General features: G+C 59.0%; 18 protein-coding genes. 9 read left to right on the forward strand and 9 right to left on the reverse strand.

The window, feature by feature from the left end:
• Positions 1–206: 206 nt before the first annotated feature.
• Both KO536_RS00520 and KO536_RS00525 read left to right on the forward strand, forming a co-directional pair.
• Positions 207–620, forward strand: a complete 414-nt coding sequence (locus tag KO536_RS00520) for a heme utilization protein (RefSeq protein ID WP_219260746.1) — start codon at positions 207–209, stop codon at positions 618–620.
• A gap of 149 nt (positions 621–769) precedes the next feature.
• Positions 770–1,390, forward strand: coding sequence for a flavin reductase family protein (locus tag KO536_RS00525; protein ID WP_219260748.1), 621 nt, complete (start codon positions 770–772; stop codon positions 1,388–1,390).
• 52 nt (positions 1,391–1,442) lie between these two features.
• Here KO536_RS00525 and KO536_RS00530 read toward each other — a convergent pair whose 3' ends face one another.
• Together KO536_RS00530 and KO536_RS00535 are read right to left on the reverse strand one after the other, a co-directional pair.
• On the reverse strand, positions 1,443–1,676 hold the full coding sequence (locus tag KO536_RS00530; RefSeq protein WP_133075775.1) for a hypothetical protein: 234 nt from the start codon (positions 1,674–1,676) through the stop codon (positions 1,443–1,445).
• Positions 1,677–1,710: 34 nt separating this feature from the next.
• Complete coding sequence (locus KO536_RS00535; protein ID WP_133075776.1) at positions 1,711–2,025, reverse strand: putative quinol monooxygenase; 315 nt, start codon at positions 2,023–2,025, stop codon at positions 1,711–1,713.
• Positions 2,026–2,343: 318 nt separating this feature from the next.
• Here KO536_RS00535 and KO536_RS00540 point away from each other — a divergent pair, with 318 nt between their 5' ends.
• Positions 2,344–3,273: an AraC family transcriptional regulator gene (locus KO536_RS00540; protein WP_133075777.1), complete on the forward strand. Its 930-nt coding sequence runs from the start codon at positions 2,344–2,346 to the stop codon at positions 3,271–3,273.
• On the opposite strand, the gene KO536_RS00545 is transcribed toward KO536_RS00540, so the two are convergent.
• The gene (locus KO536_RS00545) at positions 3,268–4,899 is read right to left on the reverse strand and encodes a 5-guanidino-2-oxopentanoate decarboxylase (RefSeq protein WP_219260750.1); all 1,632 of its coding nucleotides are present in this window, start codon (positions 4,897–4,899) and stop codon (positions 3,268–3,270) included. The genes KO536_RS00540 and KO536_RS00545 overlap by 6 nt on opposite strands.
• A gap of 112 nt (positions 4,900–5,011) precedes the next feature.
• Here KO536_RS00545 and KO536_RS00550 point away from each other — a divergent pair, with 112 nt between their 5' ends.
• Complete coding sequence (locus KO536_RS00550) at positions 5,012–5,902, forward strand: LysR substrate-binding domain-containing protein (RefSeq protein ID WP_219260752.1); 891 nt, start codon at positions 5,012–5,014, stop codon at positions 5,900–5,902.
• Positions 5,903–6,040: 138 nt separating this feature from the next.
• Complete coding sequence (locus KO536_RS00555) at positions 6,041–7,093, forward strand: Fic family protein (RefSeq protein ID WP_133075780.1); 1,053 nt, start codon at positions 6,041–6,043, stop codon at positions 7,091–7,093.
• A gap of 3 nt (positions 7,094–7,096) precedes the next feature.
• Here KO536_RS00555 and KO536_RS00560 read toward each other — a convergent pair whose 3' ends face one another.
• The gene (locus tag KO536_RS00560) at positions 7,097–7,711 is read right to left on the reverse strand and encodes an NAD(P)-dependent oxidoreductase (protein WP_219260754.1); all 615 of its coding nucleotides are present in this window, start codon (positions 7,709–7,711) and stop codon (positions 7,097–7,099) included.
• Between the two features lie 38 nt (positions 7,712–7,749).
• The gene (locus tag KO536_RS00565; protein WP_219260755.1) at positions 7,750–8,631 is read right to left on the reverse strand and encodes an MBL fold metallo-hydrolase; all 882 of its coding nucleotides are present in this window, start codon (positions 8,629–8,631) and stop codon (positions 7,750–7,752) included.
• Between the two features lie 112 nt (positions 8,632–8,743).
• Here KO536_RS00565 and KO536_RS00570 point away from each other — a divergent pair, with 112 nt between their 5' ends.
• The gene (locus KO536_RS00570) at positions 8,744–9,649 is read left to right on the forward strand and encodes a LysR family transcriptional regulator (protein WP_219260756.1); all 906 of its coding nucleotides are present in this window, start codon (positions 8,744–8,746) and stop codon (positions 9,647–9,649) included.
• Positions 9,650–9,965: 316 nt separating this feature from the next.
• Here KO536_RS00570 and KO536_RS00575 read toward each other — a convergent pair whose 3' ends face one another.
• Complete coding sequence (locus tag KO536_RS00575; protein WP_133075784.1) at positions 9,966–10,847, reverse strand: helix-turn-helix domain-containing protein; 882 nt, start codon at positions 10,845–10,847, stop codon at positions 9,966–9,968.
• A gap of 174 nt (positions 10,848–11,021) precedes the next feature.
• On the opposite strand from KO536_RS00575, the gene pobA reads away from it, so the two are divergent.
• Both pobA and KO536_RS00585 read left to right on the forward strand, forming a co-directional pair.
• Entirely contained in the window at positions 11,022–12,206 is a 1,185-nt protein-coding gene (gene pobA, locus KO536_RS00580) for a 4-hydroxybenzoate 3-monooxygenase (RefSeq protein ID WP_219260758.1), read from the forward strand.
• A gap of 59 nt (positions 12,207–12,265) precedes the next feature.
• Complete coding sequence (locus tag KO536_RS00585; RefSeq protein WP_133075786.1) at positions 12,266–13,783, forward strand: MDR family MFS transporter; 1,518 nt, start codon at positions 12,266–12,268, stop codon at positions 13,781–13,783.
• Between the two features lie 51 nt (positions 13,784–13,834).
• On the opposite strand, the gene KO536_RS00590 is transcribed toward KO536_RS00585, so the two are convergent.
• From KO536_RS00590 to KO536_RS00600, 3 genes are read right to left on the reverse strand one after another with little or no spacing between them, the layout of a single operon-like run.
• A complete protein-coding gene (locus KO536_RS00590) occupies positions 13,835–14,656 on the reverse strand; it encodes an ATPase (RefSeq protein ID WP_133075787.1) in 822 nt (273 codons plus the stop codon).
• Between the two features lie 36 nt (positions 14,657–14,692).
• Complete coding sequence (locus KO536_RS00595; protein WP_219260759.1) at positions 14,693–15,691, reverse strand: NAD(P)-dependent oxidoreductase; 999 nt, start codon at positions 15,689–15,691, stop codon at positions 14,693–14,695.
• Positions 15,692–15,743: 52 nt separating this feature from the next.
• Positions 15,744–16,637, reverse strand: coding sequence for a LysR family transcriptional regulator ArgP (locus tag KO536_RS00600; protein ID WP_219260761.1), 894 nt, complete (start codon positions 16,635–16,637; stop codon positions 15,744–15,746).
• Between the two features lie 107 nt (positions 16,638–16,744).
• Between KO536_RS00600 and KO536_RS00605 the strand changes: the two genes are divergently transcribed.
• Complete coding sequence (locus KO536_RS00605) at positions 16,745–17,347, forward strand: LysE/ArgO family amino acid transporter (RefSeq protein ID WP_133075790.1); 603 nt, start codon at positions 16,745–16,747, stop codon at positions 17,345–17,347.
• Positions 17,348–17,486: the final 139 nt, after the last annotated feature.

Consider the following 17,486-nt stretch of genomic DNA (forward strand, 5'->3'; position numbering starts at 1 on the left):
CATTTCAGCAAGACCTCTATCGCTGGCTGATGTGAATCGTCACCAAACGCAAGAGCAGACATCCGTTGGCCTGTTTTTGCGCGGGCGAATACATCGAATAAATCGATTATTTATCGCTATTTTTTGCGCTTTTTAATCAAATTAATCGGCGTAGTCTTAAACCCATACCTACTGAACATCTCAAACACGAAACAAGGAGCTTCATCATGAAAACCAAATTGATCCTCGCTGCCGCCTTCTCTGCCCTGGCTTTCAATGCTTTTGCCGCCGATGGTTTCGACCGTACTCACTCGTCGAGCTTTGCTGAAGACGGCTTCAGCCGCACAGGTTCGGCCGCCGTTGCCGCTGATGGCTTTGATCGCACCGGTTCGGCTACTTTTGCTGAAGACGGCTTCGACAAAACCGGTTCGGCCACCTTCGCAGAAGACGGCTTCGACAAAACCGGCTCGGCCACCTTCGCAGAAGACGGCTTCGACAAAACCGGCTCGGCTACCTTCGCAGAAGACGGCTTCGACAAAACTGGCTCGGCCACCTTCGCAGAAGACGGCTTCAGCCGTACCCATTCGGATACCTTTGCCTCGGATGGTTACGATCGCACCAATGGCGCCCTTTTCAGCTAACACCTGAAGGAGGCACTTCAGCCCGGCCCTGGCCGGGCTTAGTCGTTTCTGGGGGAAAGAAAATTGCGAAAACCCGTAGCCGCTTTTGTAATCAGCCCCAAGGCCTTGCACTATAGGGGCTCTATATCAGCCGTTTGCGGACTACTCCCATGCATGACGATATTCATTTTTATGAACCCTCCCAAGGCCACGGCCTGCCCCACGATCCGTTCAACGCCATCGTTGGCCCGCGTCCGATTGGCTGGATTTCGTCTCAGGATGCCCAAGGCCGGCTGAACCTTGCTCCCTACAGCTTTTTCAACGCGTTTAACTACATCCCGCCGATCATCGGGTTTTGCAGTGTGGGCCGCAAAGACAGCCTCAACAACATCGAGCAAACCGGCGAGTTCGTCTGGAACCTGGCCACACGTCCCTTGGCCGAAGCGATGAACCAAAGCTGCGCCATGGTCGGCCCCGAGGTGAATGAGTTCGAACTGGCAGGCCTGACAACTGCTGCTTCGCGGGTGATCAGTGTGCCGCGCGTGGCCGAAACGCCGGTATCGTTTGAGTGCAAGGTCACGCAGATCATCCAGCTGCAACGCGCAGACAAGGCACTGGTGCCAAGCTGGCTGATTCTGGGTGAGGTGGTGGCTGTACATATCGCCAGACACCTGCTTAAAGACGGGATTTACGACACCGCAGCCGCCGAACCGATTTTGCGCGGTGGCGGCCCGGTGGATTACTTCCAGCTAGGCCCCGAAGCACTGTTCAAAATGCATCGCCCGCGTTAGGGCCTGTTGAGGTTTGGTTGTGGGCCACAACCAAACCTCAACAAACCTACAACTACCAGACCAGTTCGGCGTCTTCAGTGACGCCCTGCAGGGCTTCAAGTTGTTGCGCGGCAGCAGCATCGGCGGCGGTCGCTGTTTTGAACGTTTGCTCGATCAGTACTTTGTGAAAGCGCGGCGCTCCACCTTCATACAAGGCTTTGACTGCAATCGCTGCGTGGTAAATCCCGGGTTCAACCGGAACCACGGCTGATACCGCTTCAAAATGTGCAAACTCTTTACGCGCCATGCTTCAACTCCCGGCCAATGGAAAAACCGGCATTCTACCTGTTCAACCCGCTCGCATCGTTGAAGGTCTTGAAATCGAGGCTATCCACCACGTGCTGGTAGACCAGCACGCCGTAAACATCCATGAGCGATGAGTTGAAATACGCCTGCATCGAGGTTTCATCCTGCCAATAGCCCGCGACCTGCCACAGCAGCGGATCGCTCTGGCAATGCTGCAAGGCGAAGTGCAGGCAACCGGGCGTCTGCAGGGTCGGTTCAATCAGTTGGCTCAGGCACGCCTGGACCTGGACCGAACACCCTGCGCGGGCGCGAACCAGGGTCATATGACTGACGGCATTGGACTGGGGCATGCTGGCCTCCACAAAGGAAAAGGGTGTTAGGGAGAGGTTCAAAGCTTAGAGGCCAGCACCCGTGACCGTTAGTCGATTCCTGCCCCAGGCTTGCACGATTCTGCAAAGCCTCGTTATTTCCCCTTCTGATTGCGCACTTGAACCGTCTGCCTCGCCTTTGGCTTTTTGAGCAAGGCTGTACGTCTGCAACGGGTTTGGCAGGCACATGAGCGCTGGCAATGACAGGATCAGGCAAGACAACGGCAGAAATCGGCTACCCCTTGGCCTTGCACAAACTTAAGCTGTACCTGCCCTGTTGCTTTAATGAGGATGCGACCTATGTCACTGCTGGAACCGCCGCGGCCCGCGCTCGACCCCGCACTTGAAAAACAGCGCGTGGAACTGGCAGACCTGATTTACCGCCACGCCCCTGAAGACGGCTCGTTCGATACCGGTGTCGAGGCGCTGTTTGTGTCCCGTTACAGCCAACCCAGCGATTTTGCCCCCAGCCTGCCCAAACCCGCGCTGTGCATCATGGCCCAGGGCCGTAAAGAGGTGCGGCTGGCGGATGAATACTTCGCCTACGACCCGCTCAATTATCTGGTGGTGTCTGTGTCGATGCCGATCAGCGGCAGGGTGCTGGAAATATCCCCCGAACACCCGGTACTGGCCTTGCGTCTGGATATTGATCCTGCGGACATTTCCACCCTGATCAGCGATGCGGGCCCCATGGGCGTGCCGTCGCGACCGACCGGACGGGGCCTTTACGTTGAGCCCATTGACCCGCCGATGCTCGACGCATTGCTGCGCCTGACACGCCTGCTCGACACCCCCAAAGATATCGCCATGCTTGCGCCACTGATTCGCCGCGAGATTCTGTACCGGCTATTGCGCAGCCCCCTGGGCCACCGCCTGTATGAAATCGCCAGCGAAAATAGTCAAAACCATCGCGTCAGCCGGGCGATTTCCTGGCTTAACGGTAACTTTGAACAGCCGCTGCGCATCGACAGCCTGGCACGGGAGGCCAATCTCAGCGTGTCGACGCTGCATCATCGATTCAAGGCCATGACCGCCATGAGCCCACTGCAGTACCAAAAACAATTGCGCCTCAACGAAGCGCGGCGGCTGATGCTCAGTGAGGGCCTGGATGCATCGGCAGCGGGCTATCGCGTGGGCTATGAAAGCCCGTCGCAATTTAGCCGCGAGTACAGCCGTCAGTTCGGCGCGCCACCGGTGCGGGATCTGGCGCGCCTGCGCATGAGCCTATAGCGTGAGCGATTGCTGCCAGCGCCACTCATCGATTTCAATCACGCTGGGGCCCTGGCGGTCGGCGGCACTGGCCAGGGCTGCGCGCAATTGCGCCTCGCCCTCGACCGCCTGCGCGGTACACCCCAACGCCTTGGCCACACCGATAAAGTCCGGGGTATAAATGTCGACGCCCACGGGCTCGATGGCGCGATTGAGCATGTATTTTTTGATTTCGCCGTAGCCCTGATTGTTCCACAGCAACACGATTATCGGTGTGCGTGCCTCAACTGCACTGGCCAGTTCAGCCAGGGTGAATTGCAACCCTCCATCACCGATCAGGCACAAGACCGGGCCACCCGCTTTCCCCTCTGCCCGACGACCCAACCAGGCACCGACTGCCGCTGGCAGGGCATAACCCAGGGTGCCGTAGCCGGTTGATGAGTTGAACCAGCGACGCGGCTGCCCGGGGTTGAAGGTCAGGTTGCCGGTGTACACCGGCTGGGTTGAATCACCTACACACACCGCATCCGGCAGCACATCGAACACAGCCTGCAAGAAATGGGTTTGGGCCCGGGTCGGCGCATCCCATTCAGTGGCCAGTTGCGCCTTGAGGCGACTGACCCGCTCTGAGCCCCAGTCCGCCTGCCGTGGCGGCACTTGAGCAAGGCTCGACAGCAAGGCTTGGGCGGCCAGATTCGCATCGGCTACCAGGGCCAGGGTGGGCGGGTAGTTGCGCACGGTCTGATCCGGGTCGATATCGATGCGCAACAAGGCGCCAGGGATCTCAAAACCGCCAGCAAAGGTCACGTCGTAATCGGTCTCGGCCAGTTCGGTGCCAATGGCCAGCACCACGTCCGCCTCGGCCACAAGCGCCCGTGTCGCAACCAGTGATTGGGTCGAGCCAATCAACAGGGGGTGATCCGAAGGCAGCATGCCCTTGGCATTAATGGTCAGGGCCACCGGGGCGCCCAGTCGCTCCGCCAGTTTTAGCAGCGCGGGGCCCGCCTCTATCGCGCCGCCACCCGCCAGAATCAACGGCCGTTTGGCATGGATCAACCGCTGGCTCATCTGTTCGATGGCAGCAGGCGAAGCCCCTGGCCGGGCAATGCTTACAGGGTGACTGGCAAGCAATGCGTCGGCGTTTTCCACCAGTACGTCCAGGGGAATCTCGATATGCACAGGCCGTGGGCGACCGGCCTGAAACAGCGCAAATGCCCGCGCCAGCACGCCCGGCAACTCTGCCGCCGACATCAGGGTGTGGGAAAACGCCGCCACGCCAGCCACCAGCGCTCCCTGATTCGGCAGTTCGTGCAACTTGCCACGCCCCCCGCCCAACTGGCTGCGCGACTGCACACTGGAAATCACCAGCATCGGAATCGAATCCGCATAAGCCTGGCCCATCGCAGTCGTGATATTGGTCATGCCGGGGCCGGTAATGATGAAGCACACACCGGGCTTGCCGCTGGTACGGGCATAGCCGTCAGCCATAAAACCGGCACCCTGCTCGTGACGCGGGGTGACGTGGCTGATCTTGGACCCTGCCAGCCCGCGGTACAGTTCAACGGTGTGTACGCCGGGGATGCCGAACACCTGCTCGACCCCGTACGCCTCCAGCAACTTGACCAATACTTCGCCGCACGTCGCCATGTGTCCTGCTCCTCTTCTTGTTCGGGAATGAACCATTGAAGCGGTCGGCTGTGGTGCGCACAACGCAAACGTGCTCATACTAGCCATGTCCTGGACTCATGGCTGACCACTGATGAAACGCCTACCGCCACTTCCCGCGCTGCATACTTTTTTGATCACGGCTCAATGTTGCAACTTCACCCGTGCCGGTGAGCAGTTACACATCACCCAGGGCGCGGTGAGCCGGCAAATTGCCGGGCTTGAGGAACATCTGGGGTATGCGCTGTTTCATCGCCAGGCTCGCGGCCTGAGTCTGACCGAACAGGGCCAGGCGCTGTATCCGCGGATCGGGCAGGTGTTCGACATGATCGGCGAGGCAGTCGAGTACGCCAGCATTCGCCGTACCCCGCTGCAGATCAAGGCCCCTACCTGCATGCTGCGCTGGCTGCTGCCCAAGTTGCTGCACTGGCAAGAACTGCGCCCCGACGTGCCGGTGGAACTGACCAGCAGCGTGCAGCACGGGGTGGACTTTCGTCGCGAGGCTTTCGATGCCGCCGTGGTCTACAGCCCGCAGCCGGGGCCCAAGCGCGAAGGCCAGCACCTGTTCGACGAACAACTGACCCCGGTATGCGCCCCGCATCTGCTGGACGGCAGCAACGCCATCAACCACCTGAACGACCTTGCACAACACACCCTGCTGCACCCCAGCCGTGATCAACAGGACTGGATCAACTGGCTGGCTGCGGCGGGGGGAGATGTGTCGATGATCTGCAAGAGCCAGTACTTCGACACCCTGGATCTGGCCATGACCGTAGCCGCCCAGGGCAACGGTGTCGCCATAGGCGACTGGTCACTGATAGGGGATGACCTCAAGGCTGGCCGACTGGCCATGCCCTTTGACTTCAAAGTACGGACCGGCGCCGCCTACCTTCTGGTGTGTTCTGCGCGCAACGAACCGTCCGCACCGCTGCGCGAATTGCTGGATTGGCTGGTGAAACAGGCTAGGGATACTGATCAGCCGTGAATTAATACGCCACGGAAAACCTGAAGCTACAAAAATCCCTGTAATAGTTTAAATAGGGTAATCGATACTTAAAAAGGGTAAAAACGGTCATTAACAACCCATTTAAGTCTCGAAATTACCCTATTTAGAAGGAAGCTTATGCACTCGCTCACCGTCGAACTTCTGACCAAGCTTCGTTACGACGGCCTGCAGCTTTCTACTCTGCGAGCGCTGGGCGAGTACCGGGGCAAGCAAACGTTGTTTGTCGCTCAATCGGCAGAGGCACTTGCAGGGCTTAGACAGCAAGCAATGATCGAGTCCGCCGAATCATCCAACCGTCTGGAGGGCGTTGTTGTCTCGCCCACTCGCCTGAAATCCCTGATGGTCAAAAACGCCCAACCTAAAAGCCGCTCCGAGCAGGAGATTGCCGGCTATCGGGACGCCCTGTCGCTGATACACGAAGCCTGCGATGCCATGCCCGTCTCAGAGGGCACGGTGCGCCAGTTGCATACGATTCTTTATCGTTACTTGCCACAAGAGGGAGGTCACTGGAAATCAACCAACAATGACATCATTGAACGCCATCCCGACGGGAGTCTCAGGGTGCGGTTTACACCGACGCCTGCTCACCTGACACCCATGGCCATGAATGATTTACTCGCCCGCTATCACAGCGCCAACGAGCAAAAACTGGCCGATCCGTTGGTTCTGGTTCCCCTGTGCATTCTGGACTTCTTGTGTATCCACCCCTTCGCAGACGGGAATGGCCGCGTTGCCCGCCTGCTGACCCTGTTACTGCTCTATCAGTTTGATTACGCCGTAGGTCGTTTCATCAGCCTTGAGCGTATTTTTGAAGACAGCAAGGAGAGCTATTACGAGACCCTGGAAGCCAGCTCGGTCAACTGGCACGCGGGTGAACATGATGCAGGGCCCTGGCTCAATTACTTTTGGGGCGCACTCATCAAGGCTTACAAAGAGTTTGAAGCCCGAGTGGGAACCATTGAGAAAAAACACGGCAACAAAAGCAGCCGTGTCCGTATTGCCGTATTGAACCGTTCACTGCCGTTTTCAATCAGTGACATCGAACTTGCGTGCCCGGGCACGAGCCGCGACACGGTGCGCCTGGTGTTACGAACGTTGAAAGCTGAAGGCTTGATCGAATCCACAGGTAAGGGGCGAAGCGCGAAATGGCGCAGTTGCCCCCAACCGTAAGGCTCAATACCCCACTGTGAACCGCTGGCGGGAATGTTTGGGTTGTTCGACTTCATCCAGCATGGCGATGGCGAAGTCAGCAAAGCTGATCCAGCTTTTGCCTTCAGCGCTGATCAGCAGGTGGTCTGCACCCAGGCGGAACGTGCCTGTGCGTTCACCTTCGACAAACTCGGCAGACGGCGACAGGAAACTCCAGTCCAGGTCTTTTTCGGCGCGCAGGATGTCGAGGTACACACAGCCAGCCGAGGCCTCCGCCCGGTACTCTTCGGGAAAGCCCGGACTGTCGATGACTTTGCTGTCATCAGGCAACAACAGGGAACCCGCGCCGCCAACAAACAGCAGGCGTTTAACGCCAGATTTTTTTACCGGATCGATAATAGTCGAGGCTGGCTGGGTCGAAAAATGCGCCGCGCTGAGCACCACGTCATGCCCCGCCACTGCGTCTTGCAGGGCCTGGCCATTGTTGATGTCGACGTCCTTGGTCACGACACCGGCACGCTCACCCAATTTGGAAGCGTTGCGGGCAATGGCCGTAACGCTGTGACCGCGGCGCAGGGCTTCTTCCAGCAGTTGGCTGCCGGCACGACCAGTCGCTCCGATAATTGCAATTTTGCTCATGACGCTCTCCAGTGTGTTGGGAATAACGTTGGGATCTTTCACCACTTCATTTCGCCCTTGGCCACTTTGGCACTGAGCTCCAGCGAAGACGCTTCGCCCAGGTCCGGGTAGCGTTTTTTCATGGCGGCGATCAGTTCGCTCGAATTGCTGGCCTTGAGGGCTTCTTCGTCAAACGCCTTGATGTAGTCGCGGGTGAAATACACGGCCTTCAACGAGCGATCGCTTTCACCCAGATAATGACCCGGCACCACGACTTTCGGCTGCAGGCTGTCGATGCGCTTGAGGGTGGCCAGCCACTGTTTGTGCGATTGCGGGGTCTGGGTGTCGGCCATCCATACGTGCAGGTTGTCGGCCACTACTACACCACCGACCACGGCTTTAAGCGATGGAATCCATACGAAAGTGCGATCCGGCTGGCGCCCGGTGAGGCCGACCACATCCAGCTCACGCCCTTCAAGGTCCAGGGTATTTCCCTTGAGAACCTGCGGCACGATCACCTTGCCCGGAACATCAGCGCCCATTTTCGGACCCCAGAAGGCCAGCTTGGCATCTTTGGTTTCGTTGATATGTGCAACCGTCGGCGCCGAGGCCACGACCTTCGCGTCGGGGAATGCCTGGGTCAGGGTTTCAAGGCCAAAGTAGTAGTCCGGGTCGCCGTGGCTGATGTAGATCGTGGTGAGGTTTTTGCCGCTGGCGCGAATCTTGTCGACCACCTGCTGGGCCTGGGCCTTGCCGAACTGGGCATCGACCAGAATGGCGTCCTTGTCACCACTGACCAGCACCGAAGACACGGGGAAAATCGCCGCCTCTCCAGGGTTGTACACGTCCAGGGTCAACGGTGCCTGAGCGGCAGCATGGGCTGCAAAGCCCAGCACAACAGCGCTGAGGACAAAACGGCGAAGGGTCGAAAATCCAGTCATGGGTGATTCCTGAGTCAGTGGCCAGGGTCGGCGATAGACAGAGCTTAGTTGCACGATCGCGAACTAAAAATGCGATGCTTGAACATAGTTTGTTTCAGATATCGGGCAGATCATGGATCGTCTTATTGCAATGCGTGTGTTTGTTACCGTTGTCGACCTCGGCAGCCAGTCAGCGGCGGCCGATCATCTGGATCTGTCACGCCCGGTGGTGTCACGCTACCTGGCGGAGCTGGAAGAATGGGTAGGTGCACGCTTGATGCACCGCACCACGCGCAAGTTGAGCCTGACTGCTGCGGGCAATGAGACTCTGCCCCGCTGCCGACAACTGGTGGAGCTGGCTGACGACATGCAGGCCGCCGTGGATGCGCCCACCGATGCACCACGGGGATTGTTGCGCATCAGTGTCAGCACCTCGTTCGGACAGGCGCAACTGGCTACGGCAGTGACTGACTACGTACGGCTTTATCCGCAGGTCAGCATTGATCTGCAGATGCTCGACCGCACGGTGAATCTGGTAGACGAGCGCATCGACCTGGCGATTCGCACCAGCAATGACCTGGACCCGAACCTGATCGCCCGCAAGCTTACCGTTTGTCGCTCGGTGCTCTGTGCATCCCCGGCGTATCTGCGCGAACGCCCGGCGCCGCAGCAGGTCGACGAACTGAGCCGACACAACTGCCTGACCCACTCCTACTACGGCAAGAGCCTGTGGCACTTCACCCTCCACGGTGAGGACGTGTCGGTCCCGGTACAAGGCAACATCAGCGCCAACGAAGCGAGCACCTTGTTGAGCGCCACTCTGGCGGGTGCGGGGGTTTCGCTGCTGCCCAGCTACCAGGCCGGGGTGTATGTGCAACGCGGTGAACTGGTGCGCCTGCTGCCCGAAGCAGAACCGCGCCTGATGAACATTTACGCGGTGTATGCCTCACGCAAACACATGCCTGCAACCTTGCGCAGCATGCTCGACTTTCTCGTCGAACGCTTCACCGATGAACCGGCGTGGGATAAAGACTTGTAAACCGAGCCCCGTAGTCGCTGGCGCATCTAGTCCATTTGAAGGATGAAATCGGGCACAACCCCTCGTACAACTGGCATGGCAAGAACCTAAGTCTGAACTAGCCTCAAGTCTGTGACGTCAGGGAGCAAATGCCATGACTACTAAAACAAAAACAAGATGCATGACCGTGTTTGTCGTTTTCGCTGCCGCTGTACTGTTTGCAGGCGCTTGCTACCGCGCTGAGCAAACCCGGCAAGCATCCGGATTGATCGCCAGTTGCAATGGCGCGCACTGCAATGCCATGTTCAGCGCTCTGAGGTAAGGAAGCCCCGGAGCATCAGGTCGGGCTGATGCCGTCAGCCCGACCTGTTCGAAAGGCGCTGGGTGATGTTCCGCTCAGGCGCCGGAAAAACCGCGCGAAATACGCCGGGTCAGCAAAGCCCAGACTGTCAGCCACCTCGCTGATGGTCATCGGCGTGTAAATCAAATGCCGCTTTGCCTCCAGCAAAATCCGTTGATGAATGATCTGCAACGCCGACTGCCCCGCCAGCTCGCGGCAGATACTGTTCAGGTGCGCCACTGAAATGCCTACCTGATGCGCCAGTTGCTCGACATTCGGTTGCTCGCAAAACTGTGTCTCGACCCGTTGATTGAACACGCTCAGGTACTCACGCCCCCGTGATGGCACCTGCTTGGCTTCACGGCGCTGAATCACCTGGCGAGTGACCCACACCAGCAGCACACTGATCAGCGATTGCAAGAGCATGTCGCGGGCGGGTTGCGCGCCGACATACTCACTTTGCAGCTCACTGAACAGGTTGTTGAGGTAATCGCGATCCTTGCCAGCCGGGTAACTGGCGACCCGTTGCAGCAAGCTCACTGATCCGCCCAGCTGCGCTTGCAGTTGAGCCACCAACGGAGCCGCCAGCGTCAGTACAAAACCCTCAACGTTCGGCGAAAACTGAAACCCGTGTACAGACAGCGGCGGGATGATCTGGATGGCGGATTGCTCCAGAACATGAAACTGGCCTTCGACTTCAACCCGCGCCCTGCCCGTGTGGACATAGAGCAACTGGCACAGGTCGGCATGCCGATGGGGATGGATCTCCCAGTCGTGGACGCGGCTGCGCAGCGAGATGGTTTCGCAGTGCAACAGGTCGGGGCCAAGCCAGTCCTGCTGCTCGCCGTACAGCTTGAACACCGGGATTGAAGGATTCATGGGCGCCCGTTCTGAAGTTATTCCTGAAAGCCGATAATCGCACCGATTAGCGAAAAGTACCGGTATTAACGTGCTTATCACCTTCTATTGCTTCTCTCGCAAGCGAAAAATACAAGCATAAATTAATAAGAACCCACTCGTCCCCTGCGGACGAGGCTGCGCGAGAGAACAATAATGAGAACTCAAGTCGCTATTATCGGCGCCGGTCCTTCAGGCCTGCTGCTGGGTCAACTGCTGCATAACGCCGGTATCGATAACGTCATCATCGAACGCCAGACCGGCGAATACGTCCTGGGGCGGATTCGCGCCGGAGTGCTGGAGCAAGGCATGGTCGACCTGTTGCGCCAGGCCGGTGTCAGTCAGCGCATGGACGCTGAAGGGCTTGTCCATGACGGCTTTGAACTGGCCCTGGATAACCGTCAGGTGCATATCGACCTCAAAGGCCTGACCGGCGGCAAAACAGTGATGGTCTACGGCCAGACCGAGGTGACCCGCGATCTGATGGCCGCTCGGGAGGAAGCCGGGGCGCAGACCCTCTACAGCGCCAGCAACGTTCAACCCCACGGGATGAAAACCGATACGCCGTACGTCACATTCGATAAAGAGGGCGAAAGCTGGCGCCTGGACTGCGATTACATTGCCGGCTGCGATGGTTTTCACGGCGTGTCGCGTCAGTCGATTCCCAGTGATGTCCTGAAAATCTTCGAACGTGTGTATCCCTTCGGCTGGCTCGGCGTACTGGCCGATACGCCGCCGGTCAACGACGAACTGGTGTATGCCAAACACGAACGCGGCTTTGCCCTGTGCAGCCAGCGTTCGGCAACCCGCAGCCGTTATTACCTGCAGGTCCCGGTACAGGAAAAGGTCGAGGACTGGTCTGATCAACGCTTTTGGGACGAGCTGAAAACCCGCCTGCCCAAGGCGTTGGCCGAGCGCTTGATCACCGGGCCGTCCATCGAAAAAAGCATCGCGCCACTGCGCAGTTTTGTGGTCGAGCCGATGCAGTTCGGGCGCATGTTTCTGGTGGGCGACGCCGCGCATATCGTGCCGCCGACCGGAGCAAAGGGTTTGAACCTGGCCGCCAGCGATGTGAGCACACTGTTCAATATTCTGCTCAAGGTCTACGGCGAAGGTCGCACCGATCTGCTGGAACGCTATTCCGAGGTGTGCCTGAGGCGCGTCTGGAAGGCTGAACGGTTCTCGTGGTGGATGACCTCGATGTTGCACCGTTTCCCCGACAGTGACGGCTTTAGCCAGCGTATTGCTGACAGTGAACTGGCGTACTTCGTCGACTCCCGGGCGGGGCGCACGACCATTGCAGAAAATTACGTGGGGCTCCCTTACGAGGCTATCGAATAGCAGGCTATCGAGTAGACTAACGGCATTCCGCCATAGGTTTGCCGCCCACAGGTGTTTTCGTGACCAGTTTGAATCAGCCACCCCAGACCAAGCCTGAAATTCGCAGCATCCTGATCGCCCTGATGCTGGCGATTTTCCTGGGAGCACTGGATCAAACCATTGTCGCCGTCTCCATGCCCGCCATTTCCGCCCAGTTCAAGGATGTCAGTCAGCTCGCGTGGGTGATTTCGGGCTATATGGTGGCCATGACAGTGGCCGTGCCAATTTACGGCAAGCTCGGCGACTTGTACGGGCGCAGGCGCCTGATGCTGTTCGGCATGGGGCTCTTTACCCTCGCCTCGCTGTTTTGCGGGCTCGCGCAGAACATGGAGCAGTTGGTCCTGGCAAGGATCATTCAGGGGATTGGTGCTGGCGGGATGATATCGGTGAGCCAGGCGATCATCGGCGACATCGTTCCACCACGCGAACGGGGTCGCTATCAGGGCTACTTCAGCAGCATGTATGCCCTGGCCAGCGTCGCGGGGCCGGTACTGGGTGGTTACATGACCGAGTATCTGTCGTGGCGCTGGGTATTTTTAATCAATTTGCCTCTGGGTCTCGCGGCCTGGTGGATCTCCTATCGCACGCTGGTCGGGCTACCTGTCCCGCAACGCAAGCCGATTATTGACTACTTGGGCACGATGCTGATGATCGTGGGCCTGACGTCGCTGCTGCTGAGCATCACGTTTATCGGCCAGGGCCATAGCTGGCGCGATGATCAGGTCGCCGGGTTTCTGGCGGTTGCACTGATCGCGCTGGGGCTGTTTGTGTGGCATGAACGTCGCACGACTGAACCGTTGCTGCCCATGCACCTGTTTGCCAATCGCAATGCGGTGCTGTGCTGGTGCACGGTATTTTTCACCAGCTTCCAGGCCATTTCCCTGATTGTGCTCATGCCGTTGCGTTATCAGAGCATCACCGGCGCGGGGGCCGACAGCGCGGCCCTGCACCTGCTGCCTCTGGCCATAGGCTTGCCGATCGGGGCCTATTTTGCCGGGCGCAGGACTTCGGTAACCGGACGCTACAAACCGATGATTTTAGCCGGTGCCGTGCTGATGCCCCTGTCCATCCTGGGAATGGCTTTCAGCCCGCCAAGCGCAGAGTTGTTGAGCGCCGTATTCATGCTTTTCAGCGGGATCGCTTCGGGCATGCAGTTTCCAACCTCGCTGGTGGGCGCGCAGAACTCGGTGCAGCAGCAAGACATTGGCGTGGCGACCAGCACCACCAATCTGTTTCGCGCCTTGGGCGGTGCGATGGGGGTCGCCTTGATGTCGGCCCTGCTGCTGGCGTTGCTGCACGACTCGATACTGTCACCGGTCATGGGGCAACCCTTGATCGGTGAAGGCAGCTCGGGGAATGTGTTGCTCGACAGCCTGAACGCGGTCCAGGGCCCCGCGCTGGATAGCCTGCGGGCAGAACTGCTGCTGACTTTCCGCCACCTGCTGACCATCAGCGCTGCGGTGTCGTTGCTGGGGCTGGCTGCGGCGCTGGCGATGCCCAATCAGGTGCTGCGTGGGCGTGAAGACAAGGCGAAGTAGTGGGACGTGTGGGGGCTAGCAAGCCCGCTCCCACACGTTCAGTGTTGCGATTTACGGGCGGGCGCTGATCTGCTTCTGCAAGTTCTGAATCTGGCTTTGCAGGGTATTGATGTTGCGCGTCATCTGGGCGCGAAACACGTCAAACTCCGCTGCATTGGCGCCTTGGGCAGGTGCCGGGCGGTTTTCCAGTTCGCTCTTGAGCACGATCATGTCTTGTTCCAGACGCTCGAGCGCCACACTCGGATTACCTTGTTTTTTCAGGGCGGCCACGTCTACAGCCTGTTGCGCGACACCGGTCTTGAGCGTCGACAACTCAGCACCCAACGCTTTCAACTCGGCTTCGAGCCTGGCCTGGGTTTCTTTTTGCGCCGTCACCTGCAGCACCATCGCCGCATTGATCTGCTCAAAGCGCTGATCCAGCTCGCCCTGCTGCCCCGCCACAACACCCTGCTGACGTTTGCTCTGCTCAAGAAGCTGCTCTTCGAGCTGCTTGATCTGCAACTTCAGGGCTTCGCTGCCATTGTTGATGCTCGACTCGCTGGCCACCACCTTGCCGGAAATGGCCTGCAACCGCCCCGCCGCATCTTCACTGATGCGGGCAAAGCTTTCCTGGGTCGCCACCAGTTGCTGCTCCATCAGCGAGATCTGCTGAAAGCTCCACCAGGCAAGCCCGCCCACGGCAAGCAGCAAGGCACAGATCAACGTCCACAAAGGCCCGGTACTCGGACCCTTGACCTTGATCACCGGTGTATTGCGTGAATAAACCGTGGTGCGCTCACGAGCAGCGTCCGTGGGCGCCAGCTCATCATGATCATGGGCATCGGCGCGCAAGGTCGGGACATGTTCAAAGTCGTCGCGGGCATCGTTACGCATGGTAAACCTTCAAAAATAGCGCTCAGTTACAAGCATTTATCGGTACGGCGATTCCTGAGCTTTCCACCAGCCACAGAACTCATCCAGTGCGGCCCACAGACTGACTTTGGGGTCGTAGTCCAGGTAATGCCGGGCACGGCTGATGTCGAGGGTAAAGTCTTTGTCCATGATCTGCACGCCCAAACGCGAACGTGACGGTTCGGGCTGGCCCGGCCACAGCTTGCAGCCGACTTCGCTCAGCGCGCCCAGACTGTAGGCCAGGCCGTAGCCGCGATAACGGGTTACTTGCGGCACGTTCATTTGGCGCATCACATAATTGATCACATCCCACAACGGGATGGGCGTGCCATTACTGATGTTGTAGGCCCTGCCCAAGGCCGAACCCGTATTCAACAAGCTGCTCATCAACGCCTCGTTGAGGTTTTGCACACTGGTGAAGTCAACCTTGTTCAGGCCGTTGCCCACGATGGCCAGGCGACCTTTGCGCTGCATTTTCAACAAGCGCGGGAACATGCTCATATCCCCCGCCCCCGTGACAAACCGCGGACGCAGGGCAATCACTTCAAGGCCGAACTCCTGGGCACCGAACACCTTTTGCTCCGCCAGGTTTTTGGTCGCGGCATAGGGGTGCCGAAAACGCCTGGGCAACTGTTCTTCGGTGAGGTCGGTGTGGGAACGGCCATCGAAGTACAAGGATGCAGAGGACAAATGCACCAGGCGGCGCACCCGCTGCTTCAAGCAGGCCTCAACCACGTTCTCGGTCACTAGCACGTTGTCACGGTGGAAGTCCTGATAACGCCCCCAGGCGCCCCTATGGCCAGCACAATGCACCACAGCGTCGACATCGACACACAGGTCACGCACCAGCAAGCCATCGGTCAAATCACCCGGGATAAATTCAGCCCCACGCCGCACCAGGTGTTCAACACCCTCAGCCCGTCGCCCGCTGACCCGCACGTCAAAGCCCTGCTCCAGGGCAAAGCGCGCGAAGCGTCCACCGATAAAGCCGCTCGCGCCGGTGACCAGAATCTTCATCAATCACTCCAAATGCTGTAATTCTTGCTGCTTGCTCTTTAAACGCCGGTTATCAGGCCAAAGGCACTAACCAGCGGGCTGCCGAACGAGATAAATGTTCAGTCAGTTGACTCAGCAGTTGTCCGCCATTACGCCAATGATGCCAGTACAGTGGCACGTCGATGGGTTTATCTGGCAAAAGCTCCACCAGACGTCCACATTCAAGCTGTTCGCGCACTTGCAACTCCGGGACCAGCCCCCATCCCAGACCCGCCTCGGCCAAACGGATAAACCCTTCGGAGGACGGGCACAAATGGTGTTCGAATCCACCGTCTACGCCCAGTGCGGCCAGGTAGCGGTGTTGCAGAAAATCATCCGGGCCAAACACCAGGGCTGGTGTTTTTGACAGCAACGCCGGGCTCACACCCTCAGGAAAATGCCGTGCAATAAAAGCCGGGCTCGCCAGTGCCCGATAGCGCATGGCGCCCAGCAGCACGCTACGGGCCCCGGCCACCGGCCGCTCACTGGCACACAGGCAGGCAGCCACTTCACCGGCGCGCATGCGTTTGAGGCCAACGGTCTGATCCTCAACCACCAGGTCCAGCAACAGGTGCTGCTCGGCACAAAAATCACCCACCGCCGGTGCCCACCAGGTGGCCAGGCTGTCGGCATTCAGGGCAATGCGCAGGCGTTCGGGCAGCCCCTCGTCATCCAGCGCCGGCACTGCACTTTGCAGGTCACGCTCCAGCAAGCGCACTTGTTGCACATGGTTGAGCAGGCGACGGCCAATCTCGGTCGGCGTCGGCGGCGTGGCGCGGATCAGCACCGGCTGACCGATGCGCGCTTCCAGCAACTTGATGCGCTGGGAGATGGCCGATTGTGACAAACCCAGTACCTGAGCGGCCCGTTCAAACCCGGCTTGTTCTACTACCGCGGCCAGGGCCGAGAGCAATTTATAGTCGAACATCAGTTTTCCTAATGAGCGATCAGCAATATTGGTTTTTCTTATACATCCAAGGGCCGGACAATAGCCAGCAACAACCTTCTCCCGCCTGCACACGACGAGTAATTCTTATGTGGCAAAGCTACCTCAATGGCCTGTTGGTCGCGTTCGGCCTGATCATGGCCATCGGCACCCAGAATGCATTCGTCCTCGCACAAAGCCTGCGTCGTGAACACCACCTGCCCGTGGCCGCGTTTTGTGTAGTGTGCGATGCCCTGCTGGTGGCGGCCGGGGTCTTCGGCCTGGCGACCCTTCTGGCGCAGAACCCGTTGTTGCTCAGCGTGGCGCGATGGGGTGGCGCGGTGTTCCTGCTGTGGTACGGCACGCAGGCGCTGCGTCGTGCGTTCGCCAAGTCGAGCCTTGAGCAATCCGCCGGCCAGACTGCACGCTCGCTCAAGGCCGTGATGCTCAGCGCGCTGGCCGTCACCCTGCTCAATCCCCATGTGTACCTGGATACGGTTTTGCTGATTGGCTCGCTCGGCGCGCAGCAAAGCGTGCCAGGGGCCTATGTCGTGGGCGCGGCGAGTGCTTCGCTGATGTGGTTTTTCACTCTGGCACTGGGCGCCGCATGGCTGGCCCCGTGGCTGGCACGGCCAAATACCTGGCGTGTGCTGGACCTGCTGGTGGCGGTGATGATGTATGCGGTGGCGGTGCAGTTGATCGTCTCTGGCTGAGCCCGCGCGCAGGTCACAAAAAACATCGCCAAAAGTGCTGAAACGTCTATCCCACACAGTTGTCGCGTGGTTATGCCTTCACCCCGGTGCTATGATCCAGCCCCTGCGCCGCAAAGAGTAAAAACTCATCGGCGCGTGT

Source organism: Pseudomonas sp. NKUCC02_KPG, assembly GCF_019345465.1.
Lineage (GTDB): Bacteria > Pseudomonadota > Gammaproteobacteria > Pseudomonadales > Pseudomonadaceae > Aquipseudomonas.

Coding starts and splice junctions, on each gene's coding strand:
- KO536_RS00520 (WP_219260746.1), top strand. CDS start 207: ATGAAAACCAAATTGATCCTCGCTGCCGCCTTCTCTGCCCTGGCTTTC.
- KO536_RS00525 (WP_219260748.1), top strand. CDS start 770: ATGCATGACGATATTCATTTTTATGAACCCTCCCAAGGCCACGGCCTG.
- KO536_RS00530 (WP_133075775.1), bottom strand. CDS start 1,676: ATGGCGCGTAAAGAGTTTGCACATTTTGAAGCGGTATCAGCCGTGGTT.
- KO536_RS00535 (WP_133075776.1), bottom strand. CDS start 2,025: ATGCCCCAGTCCAATGCCGTCAGTCATATGACCCTGGTTCGCGCCCGC.
- KO536_RS00540 (WP_133075777.1), top strand. CDS start 2,344: ATGTCACTGCTGGAACCGCCGCGGCCCGCGCTCGACCCCGCACTTGAA.
- KO536_RS00545 (WP_219260750.1), bottom strand. CDS start 4,899: ATGGCGACGTGCGGCGAAGTATTGGTCAAGTTGCTGGAGGCGTACGGG.
- KO536_RS00550 (WP_219260752.1), top strand. CDS start 5,012: ATGAAACGCCTACCGCCACTTCCCGCGCTGCATACTTTTTTGATCACG.
- KO536_RS00555 (WP_133075780.1), top strand. CDS start 6,041: ATGCACTCGCTCACCGTCGAACTTCTGACCAAGCTTCGTTACGACGGC.
- KO536_RS00560 (WP_219260754.1), bottom strand. CDS start 7,711: ATGAGCAAAATTGCAATTATCGGAGCGACTGGTCGTGCCGGCAGCCAA.
- KO536_RS00565 (WP_219260755.1), bottom strand. CDS start 8,631: ATGACTGGATTTTCGACCCTTCGCCGTTTTGTCCTCAGCGCTGTTGTG.
- KO536_RS00570 (WP_219260756.1), top strand. CDS start 8,744: ATGGATCGTCTTATTGCAATGCGTGTGTTTGTTACCGTTGTCGACCTC.
- KO536_RS00575 (WP_133075784.1), bottom strand. CDS start 10,847: ATGAATCCTTCAATCCCGGTGTTCAAGCTGTACGGCGAGCAGCAGGAC.
- pobA (WP_219260758.1), top strand. CDS start 11,022: ATGAGAACTCAAGTCGCTATTATCGGCGCCGGTCCTTCAGGCCTGCTG.
- KO536_RS00590 (WP_133075787.1), bottom strand. CDS start 14,656: ATGCGTAACGATGCCCGCGACGACTTTGAACATGTCCCGACCTTGCGC.
- KO536_RS00595 (WP_219260759.1), bottom strand. CDS start 15,691: ATGAAGATTCTGGTCACCGGCGCGAGCGGCTTTATCGGTGGACGCTTC.
- KO536_RS00600 (WP_219260761.1), bottom strand. CDS start 16,637: ATGTTCGACTATAAATTGCTCTCGGCCCTGGCCGCGGTAGTAGAACAA.
- KO536_RS00605 (WP_133075790.1), top strand. CDS start 16,745: ATGTGGCAAAGCTACCTCAATGGCCTGTTGGTCGCGTTCGGCCTGATC.